Annotated in this window: 3 protein-coding genes, 1 tRNA gene, 2 rRNA genes and 1 pseudogene; 3 read left to right on the top strand and 4 right to left on the bottom strand. The window is 36.3% G+C overall.

The window, feature by feature from the left end; genetic code table 11:
* Positions 1 to 56 precede the first annotated feature (56 nt).
* Together M9397_RS03130 and pssA are read left to right on the top strand one after the other, a co-directional pair.
* The gene (locus tag M9397_RS03130) at positions 57 to 386 is read left to right on the top strand and encodes a DMT family transporter (RefSeq protein ID WP_250226919.1); all 330 of its coding nucleotides are present in this window, start codon (positions 57 to 59) and stop codon (positions 384 to 386) included.
* A gap of 510 nt (positions 387 to 896) precedes the next feature.
* On the top strand, positions 897 to 2,315 hold the full coding sequence (gene pssA / locus M9397_RS03125) for a CDP-diacylglycerol--serine O-phosphatidyltransferase (RefSeq protein ID WP_250259699.1): 1,419 nt from the start codon (positions 897 to 899) through the stop codon (positions 2,313 to 2,315).
* 83 nt (positions 2,316 to 2,398) lie between these two features.
* On the opposite strand, the gene M9397_RS03120 is transcribed toward pssA, so the two are convergent.
* The 3 genes from M9397_RS03120 to M9397_RS03110 all read right to left on the bottom strand — a co-directional run bounded on the left by M9397_RS03120 (position 2,399) and on the right by M9397_RS03110 (position 7,447).
* Positions 2,399 to 5,383: ribosomal RNA gene (locus M9397_RS03120) — 23S ribosomal RNA — on the bottom strand.
* A 298-nt stretch (positions 5,384 to 5,681) separates the two neighbouring features.
* Positions 5,682 to 5,754: transfer RNA gene (locus tag M9397_RS03115), tRNA-Glu, on the bottom strand.
* 120 nt (positions 5,755 to 5,874) lie between these two features.
* Positions 5,875 to 7,447, bottom strand: a 16S ribosomal RNA gene (locus M9397_RS03110).
* The 16S and 23S rRNA genes sit together here with 1 tRNA gene alongside, the layout of an rRNA operon.
* A gap of 420 nt (positions 7,448 to 7,867) precedes the next feature.
* On the opposite strand from M9397_RS03110, the pseudogene purH reads away from it, so the two are divergent.
* Positions 7,868 to 9,494, top strand: a pseudogene (gene purH, locus M9397_RS03105) (bifunctional phosphoribosylaminoimidazolecarboxamide formyltransferase/IMP cyclohydrolase).
* A 629-nt stretch (positions 9,495 to 10,123) separates the two neighbouring features.
* Here purH and rpoC read toward each other — a convergent pair.
* Positions 10,124 to 14,383, bottom strand: a complete 4,260-nt coding sequence (rpoC, locus tag M9397_RS03100; RefSeq protein WP_250226916.1) for a DNA-directed RNA polymerase subunit beta' — start codon at positions 14,381 to 14,383, stop codon at positions 10,124 to 10,126.
* Positions 14,384 to 14,434 lie beyond the last annotated feature (51 nt).

The raw sequence follows: 14,434 nt of genomic DNA, 5'->3' as shown, positions 1-14,434 counted from the left end.
AAGAATAATATCTGCTGTATGTAATTAAAAAGTTTTAAGAATGAAGAATAAAATCTATGGATTATTTATATTTATTTGTTGCTATTCTTTCTGAAGTCATTGCTACTGCTTCCTTAAAAGCATCTGAAGGATTCAGTAAATTGTATCCTGCTATCGTAGTAGTGATAGGTTATACGCTTTCTTTCATATTATTATCTTTGGTGTTACAAACAATACCAATGGGTATTGCGTATTCTTGTTGGGCTGGACTTGGTATTGTGTTTATTACTGCAGTAGGATATGTATTTTATGATCAAAAATTAGATAGTTTAGCTGTTGTTGGGATTGCTTTAATTATTATTGGTGTTGTATTAATTAATATATTTTCTGACACAACAGAACATTAATTGTTGTATTATATAAATTTTATTTTTAAGCGGTGGTATGAATGATAATTCAGTGCTTTTGGAGATATATAATGAAGAGGGAGGAGGAATATTCTCTATAGTGTTTGTTATTTATTGTATAAAGAAAGAATGTTTAATTTTAACTGGAAATAATATATTTATTATTTGTAGTACATTATATTTTATGATTGTAGTGTATTGAATATGTTAGTTTTACTATAGTTAAGTTGATTATTATTGTGTAATCAATTTTTTTAAGGAACCAATTGTGTGTGTCATTTGTGATGTAATGTGTTTTTTTATTCGTTGAATGCTGTCATTTAGATTGAGATATGTATCTATGAGTATATTATTAAATAATTAAATAATTAAGCACCATAAAAATGATGCTTAATTATGATACAAAATGATTTATCAATCGTATTGAGAATATTATAGTTGTTCGTTTTTTTGATAATTTGGATTAATTTGTTGAGTTATTGATATTATGTGTGATTGTTATATTTTAAAATGTGTATTTTAAAAATTAAAATAAGATATTTTGTTTGTTATGATAAAAAAAGAAAACATGACGACTTGAATAAATATGATGATCATCAAATATTTCTTAGAGCATTGCCTAAAATTATTCAGAGAGTAGATTGTTTTAAGGTTTTATATAGTCCTAAAGAATTTAGGAATGAATTGTTGCATGCTATTTATAGAGCATGTGATCATATTGTTTTAGTTACGCTTTATTTAGATGATGATCAAGGTGGTAAAGAGATTATTGATGCTTTGCTTCAAGTTGAACGATTGCGCCCTCAAATTAAAATTAGAATTTTAGTAGATTGGCATCGTGCTCGAAGAGGGCGTATTGGTGGTGTGTCTAAAAAATACACAAATATTGATTGGTATGTAGATATCGTAAAACAGTACCCTTATTCTGATATCGCAATACACGGAATACCAATTAATATAAATGAAGCATTGGGGGTTGTTCATTTCAAAGGTTTTATTATCGATGATCAGGTGCTGTATAGTGGCGCTAATTTAAGTAATGAGTATTTGCATGTGCATACTAAATATCGATATGATCGATATCACGTAATACGTAATCAGAAATTATCTGATATCATGCTGAATTATATTGATAAAGAGTTGTTGTCTTCAAAAGTAACTAATAATTTGGGATATGGAGATTCTTTAAAAAAATTAAGTAAAAGTAGGAATAATATTCGGTTACTACGTCGTAATTTACGAAGAGCTTGTTATTGCTATCAGGGTAATGCTACGTTTCATGAATTATCGATTACTCCATTAGTTGGGTTAGGTAAGAATAGTGATCTTAATAAAACTATTTATCATTTGATTTATTCAGCACAAAATAAAGTTGTATTGTGTACACCTTATTTTAATATGCCTACCGTGTTAATACGTGCTTTGGTTTTTTTATTACGTCGAGGAATAAAGATAGAAATTATCGTAGGAGATAAGATTGCTAATGATTTTTATGTTCCTGAACATCATCCGTTTACACTAATTAGTGTTTTACCGTATTTGTACGAATTGAATTTGCGTTATTTTTTAAAAAAGTTACAAAAATATGTTGATAATAAGCAATTATTGGTGCGGATGTGGAGAGAAGGTAATAATGGGTATCATGTTAAAGGCATTTGGGTAGATGATGAATGGCAGTTGATTACGGGAAATAATTTAAATCCTAGATCTGTAAGATTTGATTTAGAGAATGCTTTGCTTGTACATGATCCATGTAAATTTTTGTTTCATCAACAATATAAAGAATTAAACATGATTCGTATGCATACGAATCATGTAATGCATTATACTTCATTACAGCATATATCCGATTATCCTACAAGAGTAGGGCAGTTACTTTATAGAATACATAAAGTTCGATTTGATAGATTAATTAATCATATTTTGTGATGATTCAGTATGTTTGTTGTTTGTATGTTTGTGTTTTGTTTTATATAGTTGTGAATTGGTTGTTTAAAAATTTCGGGATTGCGAAGTTAAGTTCTCACGGGCTATTAGTATCGGTTAGCTTAACGCTTCTCAGCGCTTACACACCCGACCTATCAACGTCATCGTCTTTAACGTCCCTTCAGGAGGATTTTAATCCTCAGGGAAGACTCATCTTGAGGCAAGTTTCCCGCTTAGATGCTTTCAGCGGTTATCTTTTCCGCACATAGCTACCGGGCAATGCCATTGGCATGACAACCCGAACACCAGTGGTGCGTCCACTCCGGTCCTCTCGTACTAGGAGCAGCCCCTCTCAATCTTCCAACGCCCACGGCAGATAGGGACCGAACTGTCTCACGACGTTCTAAACCCAGCTCGCGTACCACTTTAAATGGCGAACAGCCATACCCTTGGGACCTACTGCAGCCCCAGGATGTGATGAGCCGACATCGAGGTGCCAAACACCGCCGTCGATATGAACTCTTGGGCGGTATTAGCCTGTTATCCCCGGAGTACCTTTTATCCGTTGAGCGATGGCCTTTCCATACAGAACCACCGGATCACTAAGACCTGCTTTCGCATCTGCTCGAACCGTCATTCTCGCAGTTAAGCTAGCTTATGCCTTTGCACTAACCTCACGATGTCCAACCGTGATTAGCTAACCTTTGTGCTCCTCCGTTACTCTTTGGGAGGAGACCGCCCCAGTCAAACTACCCACCAGACACTGTCCTTGATCCGGATAACGGATCTAAGTTAGAATATCAAATGTTAAAGGGTGGTATTTCAAGGATGGCTCCATAAGAGCTAGCGCTCTTAATTCATTGCCTCCCACCTATCCTACACATCAATATTTAATATTCAGTATCAAGCTATAGTAAAGGTTCACGGGGTCTTTCCGTCTTGCCGCGGGTACGCCGCATCTTCACGGCGAATTCAATTTCACTGAGTCTCGGGTGGAGACAGTCTGGCCATCATTACGCCATTCGTGCAGGTCGGAACTTACCCGACAAGGAATTTCGCTACCTTAGGACCGTTATAGTTACGGCCGCCGTTTACCGAGGCTTCGATCAAGAGCTTTTCTTTTTTTAAGAAGATAACCCCCTCAATTAACCTTCCGGCACCGGGCAGGCGTCACACCGTATACGTCCACTTTCGTGTTTGCACAGTGCTGTGTTTTTAATAAACAGTTGCAGCCAGTTGGTATCTGCGACTGGTTTCAGCTCCAGAAGCAATATGTTGTTCCTTCACTTACATCCCAGCGTGCCTTCTCCCGAAGTTACGGCACCATTTTGCCTAGTTCCTTCACCCGAGTTCTCTCAAGCGCCTGAGTATTCTCTACCTAACCACCTGTGTCGGTTTATGGTACGATTAGATATAACCTGAAGCTTAGAGGTTTTTCCTGGAAGTATAGCATTAATTCCTTCGTCATATTAATGACTCGTCATCACGCCTCAGTGTTAAAAGAATGGATTTTCCAAATCTTTCCACTTATACGTTTAAACCGAGACTACCGATCCTCGGAGAACCTAGCTTGCTTCGTCGCCCCATCGCAGTTATATCTAGTACAGGAATATTAACCTGTTTCCCATCAGCTACGCCTGTTGGCCTCGCCTTAGGGGTCGACTCACCCTGCCCCGATTAACGTTGGACAGGAATCCTTAGTTTTTCGGCGAGCGGGTTTTTCACCCGCTTTATCGTTACTTATGTCAGCATTCGCACTTCTGATACCTCCAGCATGTTTTACAACACACCTTCTCAGGCTTACAGAACGCTCCCCTACCCAATAGTTGTTATATTTAATAATTATAAATTGTTATAAATTTAGAATATTAATTATAAAATTCTATTGTCGCAGCTTCGGTGCATGATTTAGCCCCGTTACATCTTCCGCGCAAGCGGACTCGACCAGTGAGCTATTACGCTTTCTTTAAATGATGGCTGCTTCTAAGCCAACATCCTGGCTGTCTAAGCCTTCTCACATCGTTTCCCACTTAATCATGACTTAGGGACCTTATCTGGCGATCTGGGTTGTTTCCCTCTTCACGACGAATGTTAGCACCCGCCGTGTGTCTCCCGTAATAACATTCTTTAGTATTCGTAGTTTGCATCGAGTTGGTAGTCTGGGATGGACCCCTATTCGAAACAGTGCTCTACCCCTAAAGATGAATTTACGAGGCGCTACCTAAATAGCTTTCGGGGAGAACCAGCTATCTCCCGGTTTGATTGGCCTTTCACCCCTAACCACAAATCATCCGCTAATTTTTCAACATTAGTCGGTTCGGTCCTCCAGTCAGTGTTACCTAACCTTCAACCTGTTCATGGTTAGATCACCGGGTTTCGGGTCTATATCCTGCAACTTAGCGCCCAGTTAAGACTCGGTTTCCCTACGGCTCCCTTATTTTACAGTTAACCTTGCTACAGAATATAAGTCGCTGACCCATTATACAAAAGGTACGCAGTCACGCAAATAAACAACATTCACGCTCCTACTGCTTGTACGTACACGGTTTCAGGTTCTATTTCACTCCCCTCGCCGGGGTTCTTTTCGCCTTTCCCTCACGGTACTGGTTCACTATCGGTCAGTCAAGAGTATTTAGCCTTGGAGGATGGTCCCCCCATCTTCAAACAGGATACCACGTGTCCCGTCCTACTCATTGAGTTACGGTAATTAACATATTTTCAGGTACGAGGCTGTCACTCTATATTGCTAATTTTTCCAAATTATTCTCTTAATATGTTAACAACATTATGTAACTCTGGGCTGTTCCCTGTTCGCTCGCCACTACTAAGGGAATCTCAAATTGATTTCTATTCCTCAGAGTACTAAGATGTTTCAGTTCCTCTGGTTTGCTTTATTCAGTTATGAATTCACTGAATAATAATGCACAATTTAAATTGCATTGGGTTTCCCCATTCGGAAATCACCGGTTCAAACGCTTCACATCAGCTTACCGATACTTTTCGCAGATCAGCACGTCCTTCATCGCCTTTGACTGCCAAGGCATCCACCGTGTACGCTTAAATTACTTAACTTCGCAATCCTTTAGATTTTTAAGTTTTATCAAATTACAACTATTTTGTGATGCAGAAACCCCTAATTATATTTTTGGAGTACGTCAGTATAGGGTATATTTATAATTTTTTGTATTCAACAAAATCATACAATCCTTATAATTTTTAAGGTAATTATAAAACAGTATATTTGTTTAATAAAAATATTTTGATCTTAATATTTTTAAGTTTTTCCTAATTGTTAAAGAACGAAAATACTAAATTTTTATTTATAAAAACAATTCTTATTTTTAATTTGAAAACACATTATACCTATAATGTCCCCTAGGGGCTTCGAACCCCTGTTGCCGCCGTGAAAGGGCAGTGTCCTAGACCTCTAGACGAAGGGGACCGAGTCCTAGCAATCAATAAAATTTAAACTGGTATTAAAATTATAATATAGTTGTCTTAATTAACATAAGAACGTTAGATAATTGATGTGGGCACTTTTGCCGATGCTATTTTGATAAAGTAAGGAGGTGATCCAACCGCAGGTTCCCCTACGGTTACCTTGTTACGACTTCACCCCAGTCATGAATCACAAAGTGGTAAGCGCCCTCCCTAAGGTTAAGCCACTTACTTCTTTTGCAACCCACTTCCATGGTGTGACGGGCGGTGTGTACAAGGCCCGGGAACGTATTCACCGTGACATTCTGATCCACGATTACTAGCGATTCCGACTTCATGGAGTCGAGTTGCAGACTCCAATCCGGACTAAGACATACTTTGTGAGGTTTGCTTACTCTCACGAGATTGCTTCTCTTTGTATACGCCATTGTAGCACGTTTGTAGCCCTACTCATAAGGGCCATGATGACTTGACGTCATCCTCACCTTCCTCCGGTTTATCACCGGCAGTCTCCTTTGAGTTCCCGACTTGACTCGTTGGCAACAAAGGATAAGGGTTGCGCTCGTTGCGGGACTTAACCCAACATTTCACAACACGAGCTGACGACAGCCATGCAGCACCTGTCTCAAAGTTCCCGAAGGCACTCTCATATCTCTATAAGATTCTTTGGATGTCAAGAGTAGGTAAGGTTCTTCGTGTTGCATCGAATTAAACCACATGCTCCACCGCTTGTGCGGGCCCCCGTCAATTCATTTGAGTTTTAACCTTGCGGTCGTACTCCCCAGGCGGTCGATTTAACGCGTTAGCTCCGAAAGTCACAGCTCAAAGTCCACAACCTTCAAATCGACATCGTTTACGGCATGGACTACCAGGGTATCTAATCCTGTTTGCTCCCCATGCTTTCGTACCTGAGTGTCAGTTTCCGTCCAGGGGGCCGCCTTCGCCACTGGTATTCCTCCAGATCTCTACGCATTTCACCGCTACACCTGGAATTCTACCCCCCTCTACGAAACTCTAGCTTGCCAGTTTCAAATGCAGTTCCTAAGTTGAGCTTAGGGATTTCACATCTGACTTAACAAACCACCTACGTACTCTTTACGCCCAGTAATTCCGATTAACGCTCGCACCCTCCGTATTACCGCGGCTGCTGGCACGGAGTTAGCCGGTGCTTCTTGTATGGGTAACGTCAATTAATATTGATATTAGCAATATTAAGTTCTTCCCCATTGAAAGTGCTTTACAACCCGAAGGCCTTCTTCACACACACGGTATAGCTGCATCAGGGTTTCCCCCATTGTGCAATATTCCCCACTGCTGCCTCCCGTAGGAGTCTGGACCGTGTCTCAGTTCCAGTGTGGCTGATCGTCCTCTCAGACCAGCTAAGGATCGTAGCCTAGGTGGGCTATTACCCCGCCTACTAGCTAATCCTATCTGGGTTCATCCGGTGGCATAAGGTTTTTATTATAATAAAAAATAAAAATCCCCTACTTTGGTCGTAAAGACTTCATGCGGTATTAGCTATCGTTTCCAATAGTTGTCCCCCTCCATCGGGCAGATCCCCAGACTTTACTCACCCGTTTGCCGCTTGCCAGACAGAGCCACATATGAAAAATTGCAGCTCTCTGTTGCCGCTCGACTTGCATGTGTTAAGCTTACCGTCAGCGTTCAATCTGAGCCATGATCAAACTCTTCAATTTTAATTTAGTTTCCATTTGTAAAAGTAAGTTTGTTAATTTTAATTAACAGCTATTAATGAATTAACTTTTTATGTTTTACAATGGAATAATACTTATATCTCATATTTGCTCAAGTGCCCACATAAATTATCTAAAATTCGATTGTTAAAGAGCTATCTTGCTAATCATAGTATTAAAAAATAAAACAAGTACATCATTATCATTGATTTTGACTGATGTCAATAGTATTTATATTATTTTATAATGTGATAGGTTTTGTGTAAAACATTTACATGATATTTTTATCACTACAAAAATATTCAGATTATTTTATGTTTTAAGAAATGTTATATAATAATATAATGATTATATATATTTGTGTAAATATTCATGAAGCTATATTCATAGTGTAGTTCAACTATTGTTTGTGAGGACATTATGGTGCAGTCATCATTGTTAATTCGTCGTGTATTGATTAGTGTGTTTGATAAATCCGATATTCTAGAATTTGCGCGGTCATTAATTCAACGGGGCATTCAATTGTTATCTACTGGGGGTACTGCTCAAATATTGTCTGATGCTGGATTGCCAGTAATTAAAATTTCTGATTATACTGCATTCCCTGAAATCATGAATGGACGTGTTAAAACATTGCATCATAAAGTATATGCTGGAATTCTTGGGAGAAGAGGGTTAGATGATGCTGTTATGCATCAATATAATATTTCACCAATTGATATGGTAGTAGTTAATTTTTATTCATTTAGCTCCCTTCTTATAAAAAATAAAAAATATTCTCAAGAAGAAATGTTAGAACGTATTGATATCAGTGGCCCAAGTATGGTGAGGGCAGCAGCAAAAAATTATAAACATGTAGCTATTGTAGTCAATAGTGATAGTTATAAAAAAATTCTGGATGAAATCAATTGTTGTAATGGATTCATCAGTTTAGACACTCGTTTTCATTTAGCAGTAAAAGCGTTTAAATATGTTACTGAATATGACAATACAATTTCTGATTATTTTAATCATCAGTTACAAAGTAACTATCACAAATCTATTACTAATGATGATAATTACAGTCAATCTTATTCTTGTTTTCCTAAAAATTTAACTTTTATGAATCTTAAATTTTATAAAAAAACAAGATATGCGTTATGGAGAAAATCCACATCAACGCGCAGCATTATATGTGGATATATGCAAAAAAAAGACAGGATCTATTGCAGCTGCTCATCAATTACAAGGAAAACCATTATCTTATAATAATATAATAGATATGGATACAGCATTAGAATGTGTAAAAATGTTTGATGAACCAACTTGTGTGATTGTGAAACATACTAATCCATGTGCTGTAGCTACATCTGATACTATTTGTGCTGCGTATGTTAAAGCTTATCAATCAGATCCAATTTCTGCATTCGGAGGAATTATCGCTTTTAATAGATCTCTAGATAAAAAAACAGCTCAAGCTATTATTAGTCAACAATTTGTCGATGCAATTGTTGCTCCGAACATTAATCAAGATTGTATTAGTGTTATATCTAGTAAAAAATATATACGAGTATTGACATGTGGTATGTGGCGCCCACGAATATCAGATATAGATTTCAAACGAATTAATGAAGGATTGTTAATACAAGATTGTGATGTTATGACGAATTTAGAACATTTAGAGATAGTTACTATTCGGAAACCAACAAAAGAAGAAATGAAAGATGCATTGTTTTGTTGGAAAGTGGTTAAATTTGTTAAATCTAATGCAATCGTTTGTGGGAAAAATTGTCAAACTATAGGTATTGGAACTGGTCAAATGAATCGAGTGTCTGCAGTAAAAATAGCTACTTCTTTTCAAGAACGACAAGACATACTGAATGTTAAAGGGTCAGTGATGGCTTCTGATGCTTTTTTCCCTTTTTCTGATGTGCTGCATATTGCGTCCGAAATAGGTATCAATTGTATTATCCAACCAGGAGGATCTATTCGAGATCAGGAGATTATTAAAACTGCTGATCGATATGATATTGCGATGATTTTTACACATATTCGTCATTTTAGGCATTAATTGTTTAAAAAATTATTTTATTTTTATTCAGAGCATGTGATTGCTTAGATATTTTTGATAATCCATGATTATGATACATAATCATGGATTATCTGAATATGCGTAAATTTAAAATTAGTAATTAGTATTGTTTTTTATTATTTAAAATTTGTAACGTAATATTTTTTTAAGGACATATCGAATAGAATTCATTTTAGTTTATCAAGATTGGTGAAAAGGAGGAATTTTTGCATACAAAAAATGTAAACGTTGTGATGATAATATTTATTTTTTTATTTTGATTTATATTATTGTTCATTAGCTAGATAAACAAGTATTTATATTGCTTCAAATTATAACTTTTAATATACATTAGGAGATGTATGTTTGTTTATGTATCTATAAATATAGTTTATTGTGTCAATAAAGTTAGATGGCTACATAATTATAAATTGTTCATTTTATATGGATTAAAGAGTGTCTTGAGAGAATAAAAACTGTACATTCATATTTAGTTTTAACATATGAAATTGTAGTTTAAAATTAAAGTATAGCTTAGTAATAATGTCAGTTCATATAATACTAAATTTATGCTGATAACGTAATTTTGCAATATAGTTTTCTGGTTATCATATTTCTAAAAATTCTGTTTATTTAGTAGAAGTTGCATTTAATAGTTCAGTTAAGTTCGTCGATGCTTCATCTGCTGTAATTTGAGCAGAAAAATTTGTTATTGAATATTTTTCTGTTTCTTTCTTATTATTGGTATGGCGATGATGTATGCGTTCTTGATGATAAGAGTAGCCAGTTCCAGCCGGGATCAACCTACCAACAATGACGTTTTCTTTAAGACCGCGTAGTTCATCTCGCTTTCCGGCTACAGCTGATTCTGTCAGTACGCGTGTTGTTTCTTGAAAAGATGCCGCAGAAATAAATGATTCTGTCGCTAATGAAGCTTTGGTTATTCCTAATAGATTACGTATAAAACTTATTTTTACTTTTCCTTCATTTTCTAATTTTCGATTAGCAATTTTAATGCGCGAATATTCTACTTGTTCACCTACTAAAAAATCAGAACTTCCTGACCGGATTACAGTGGCTTTGCGTAACATCTGACGCACAATAACCTCTATATGTTTATCGTTGATTTTTACTCCTTGTAGACGATAAACATCTTGTACTTCATTTACAATGTAACGAGTTACAGCGTGTACTCCACGTAATCTTAAAATATCGTGTGGAGATTCTGGGCCATCAGAAATGATATCTCCACGATCTACATATTCACCTTCAAAAACATTAAGATGGCGCCATTTTGGAATCATTTCTTCGTAAATGTCACCGTCTTCAATAGGAGATATCATTAAACGACGTTTTCCTTTGGTTTCTTTTCCAAAAGAAATAGTCCCGCTAATTTCTGCTAAAATCGCTGATTCTTTTGGACGACGTGCTTCAAAGAGATCGGCAACACGCGGTAAGCCGCCAGTGATATCCTTAGTACCGCTACTTTCGTACGGTAGCCTTGCTAATATATCTCCACAAATAATTCTGGATCTATCAGCTAATTGAATTACACTTCTACCAGGTAAAAAATATTGAACAGGCGCATCTGTACCTGGAATAAAAATATCATAACCATTAACATCTACTATTTTTAATGTAGGTCTTAAATCTTTAGCGCCACCGCCACTTACACGTTCAGAGGTATCCAATATGACAATGGAAGTCAATCCTGTTAATTCATCTGTTTGTTTAACAATACTTTGGCCATCTACCATATCAATGAATTGGACAAATCCACTTACTTCAGCAATTACTGGCATAGTATGTGGATCCCAATAAGCTACTATTTCTCCATGTACGACTTTTTCTTCATTTTTTTTAGTTATTATAGCTCCATATGGTACTTTATAGCTTTCTTTGGTACGAGAAAATTGATCAACAATTTTAAGCTCGGTGTTACGCGATATTACTACTAATTTTCCCTCTCCATTAATTACGGATTTGATATTTTTTAAATGGACAGTACCTGTATTTTTAATTTGAATGCTTGATTCTAAAGCAGATCGGGAGGCAGCTCCCCCGATATGAAAGGTACGCATAGTTAATTGGGTGCCTGGCTCACCTATAGATTGAGCAGCAATAACACCAATTGCTTCTCCTTTATTTACAAGTTGCCCTCGAGCTAAATCTCGGCCATAACATTGGGAACAGACACCAAAATCAGTATCACAAGTCACAACCGATCGTACTTTCACGGTATCAATGGAATGTTCATCTAAAATATCGCACCAATATTCGTCTAATAAAGTGTTACGTTCTATCAATACTTTATTATTACCTAAATTATTGGATTCTAGAACAGCTTCCGCTAAAACTCGACCTAATACACGTTCTCGTAGCGGTTCTTTTACGTCTCCACCTTCAATAACAGGGCCCATTACGATACCGGACAATGTATTGCAGTCGTTTTGAGTAATTACTAAATCCTGAGCGACATCTACTAAACGACGGGTTAAATAACCAGAATTAGCTGTTTTTAAAGCAGTGTCAGCTAATCCTTTACGTGCTCCATGCGTAGAAATAAAATACTGTAATACATTTAATCCTTCCCGAAAATTTGCAGTGATAGGTGTTTCAATAATTGATCCATCTGGTTTTGCCATTAAACCACGCATTCCGGCAAGTTGGCGAATTTGTGCTGCTGATCCACGAGCTCCAGAGTCTGCCATCATAAAAATATTATTAAATGACGCTTGATTTTCTGATTGTCCATTACGATTTATCACTGTCTCAGTAGCTAAGTTATCCATCATTGCTTGTGCAACACGTTCATTGGCGGCAGCCCAAATATCGATAACTTTATTGTAGCGTTCTCCTGCTGTCACTAATCCAGTTTGAAACTGTTCTTGTATTTCTGCCACTTCAGATTCAGCTTCATCGATGATATCAGCTTTTTTCAAAGGAATCATCATATCATCGATACCGACAGAAGCTCCAGAACGAGCAGCATATGCAAATCCAGTATACATAATTTGATCGGCTAAGATAACAGTCGCCTTCAGCCCTAGTAAACGATAACAACTATTCAACATTGTGGATATAGCTTTTTTTCCTAATACTTGATTGACTAATATAAATGGTAATCCTTTCGGAACAATCATCCAAAATATAGAACGTCCTATCGTACTATTGACAAGATTTGTGTTTTCTGACCATTCTCTATTTTTATCATCATATTCGTATTCAGTAATACGTATCTTAATGCGAGCATGTAGTTCAGCTAAACCTAAACGATACAGATATTCTGCTTCTTTTGGACCAGTTAATATCATTCCTTCTCCTTTAGCATTTAAACGTTCACGAGTCATATAATACAAACCTAATACTACATCCTGAGATGGGACAATAATAGGTTCTCCATTAGCAGGAGATAAAATATTATTAGTAGACATCATTAAAGCTCTAGCTTCTAATTGAGCTTCTAATGTTAATGGTACATGCACTGCCATTTGATCGCCATCAAAATCAGCGTTATAGGCGGCGCAAACCAATGGATGTAATTGGATGGCTTTTCCTTCTATTAACACTGGTTCAAAAGCTTGAATTCCTAATCTATGTAATGTGGGGGCACGATTTAACATTACTGGATGCTCTCGAATTACGTTATCCAGAATATCCCATACCACAGCTTCTTCTCGATCTACCATTTTTTTAGCTGCTTTAATAGTATTAGCAAAACCTTGCAATTCTAATTTTCCATAAATAAATGGTTTAAATAATTCTAAAGCCATTTTTTTTGGTAATCCGCATTGATGTAATTTTAAATAAGGCCCCACAGTGATTACCGAACGACCAGAATAATCAACACGTTTTCCTAAAAGATTCTGGCGAAATCTACCTTGTTTACCTTTAATCATATCAGCTAAAGATTTCAAAGGACGTTTATTAGAACCAGTAATTGCGCGTCCTCTACGCCCGTTATCTAACAATGCATCTACCGCTTCTTGTAGCATTCTTTTTTCATTGCGTACTATGATGTCTGGAGCAGATAAATCTAATAATCGTTTTAATCTGTTGTTTCTATTGATGACGCGGCGGTACAGATCATTTAAGTCAGAAGTAGCAAAACGTCCTCCATCTAATGGAACCAATGGTCTTAAATCTGGAGGCAATACTGGTAACACATTTAAAACCATCCATTCAGGTTTATTTTCAGAATATATAAATGCTTCAATTAATTTTATACGTTTTGTTATTTTTTTTCGTTTCGTTTCAGAATTACTATCTTCTAATATTTCTCGTAAGTATTCGCATTCATTTTTTAAATTTGTATTTCTTAATAAAATTTGAATGGCTTCGGCTCCCATTTTCGCTTCGAATTCATCTCCAAATTCTTCTAATGCATCTAAATATTCCTCTTCAGTTAAGATCTGACGACATTCGAGGTTAGTCATACCGCTTTCAACTACTACATAGGATTCGAAATATAGAACGCGTTCTATATCACGTAGTGGCATATCTAATAATAAACCAATACGTGATGGTAATGATTTGAGAAACCAAATATGAGCAGTAGGAGAAGCTAATTCGATATGCCCCATACGTTCACGTCGTACTCTACTTTGTGTTACTTCTACTCCGCATTTTTCGCAAACTACTCCACGATGTTTTAGACGTTTATATTTACCACATAAGCACTCATAATCTTTAATAGGGCCAAAAATACGTGCACAAAATAAACCATCTCGTTCAGGTTTAAAAGTACGGTAATTAATAGTTTCCGGTTTTTTTACTTCACCAAAAGACCATGATCTAATCATATCTGGAGAAGCAAGTGCAATTTTAATTGCATTAAATTCTTCTATTTGAGTATGTTGTATTTTAAAAAATCTTAGTAAATCTTTCACAGATGAGCCTTTATTAGAGTTATACCTGTTAAATACGATAAATACTGTATG

This window comes from Blochmannia endosymbiont of Camponotus sp. C-003 (assembly GCF_023585685.1).
GTDB lineage: Bacteria > Pseudomonadota > Gammaproteobacteria > Enterobacterales > Enterobacteriaceae > Blochmanniella.
This window is presented reverse-complemented; position numbering and strand designations above follow the sequence as displayed.

What these genes read in the sequence shown, in the direction of transcription:
- M9397_RS03130 (WP_250226919.1), top strand. Translation starts at nt 57, where the DNA reads ATGGATTATTTATATTTATTTGTTGCTATTCTTTCTGAAGTCATTGCT.
- pssA (WP_250259699.1), top strand. Translation starts at nt 897, where the DNA reads ATGTGTATTTTAAAAATTAAAATAAGATATTTTGTTTGTTATGATAAA.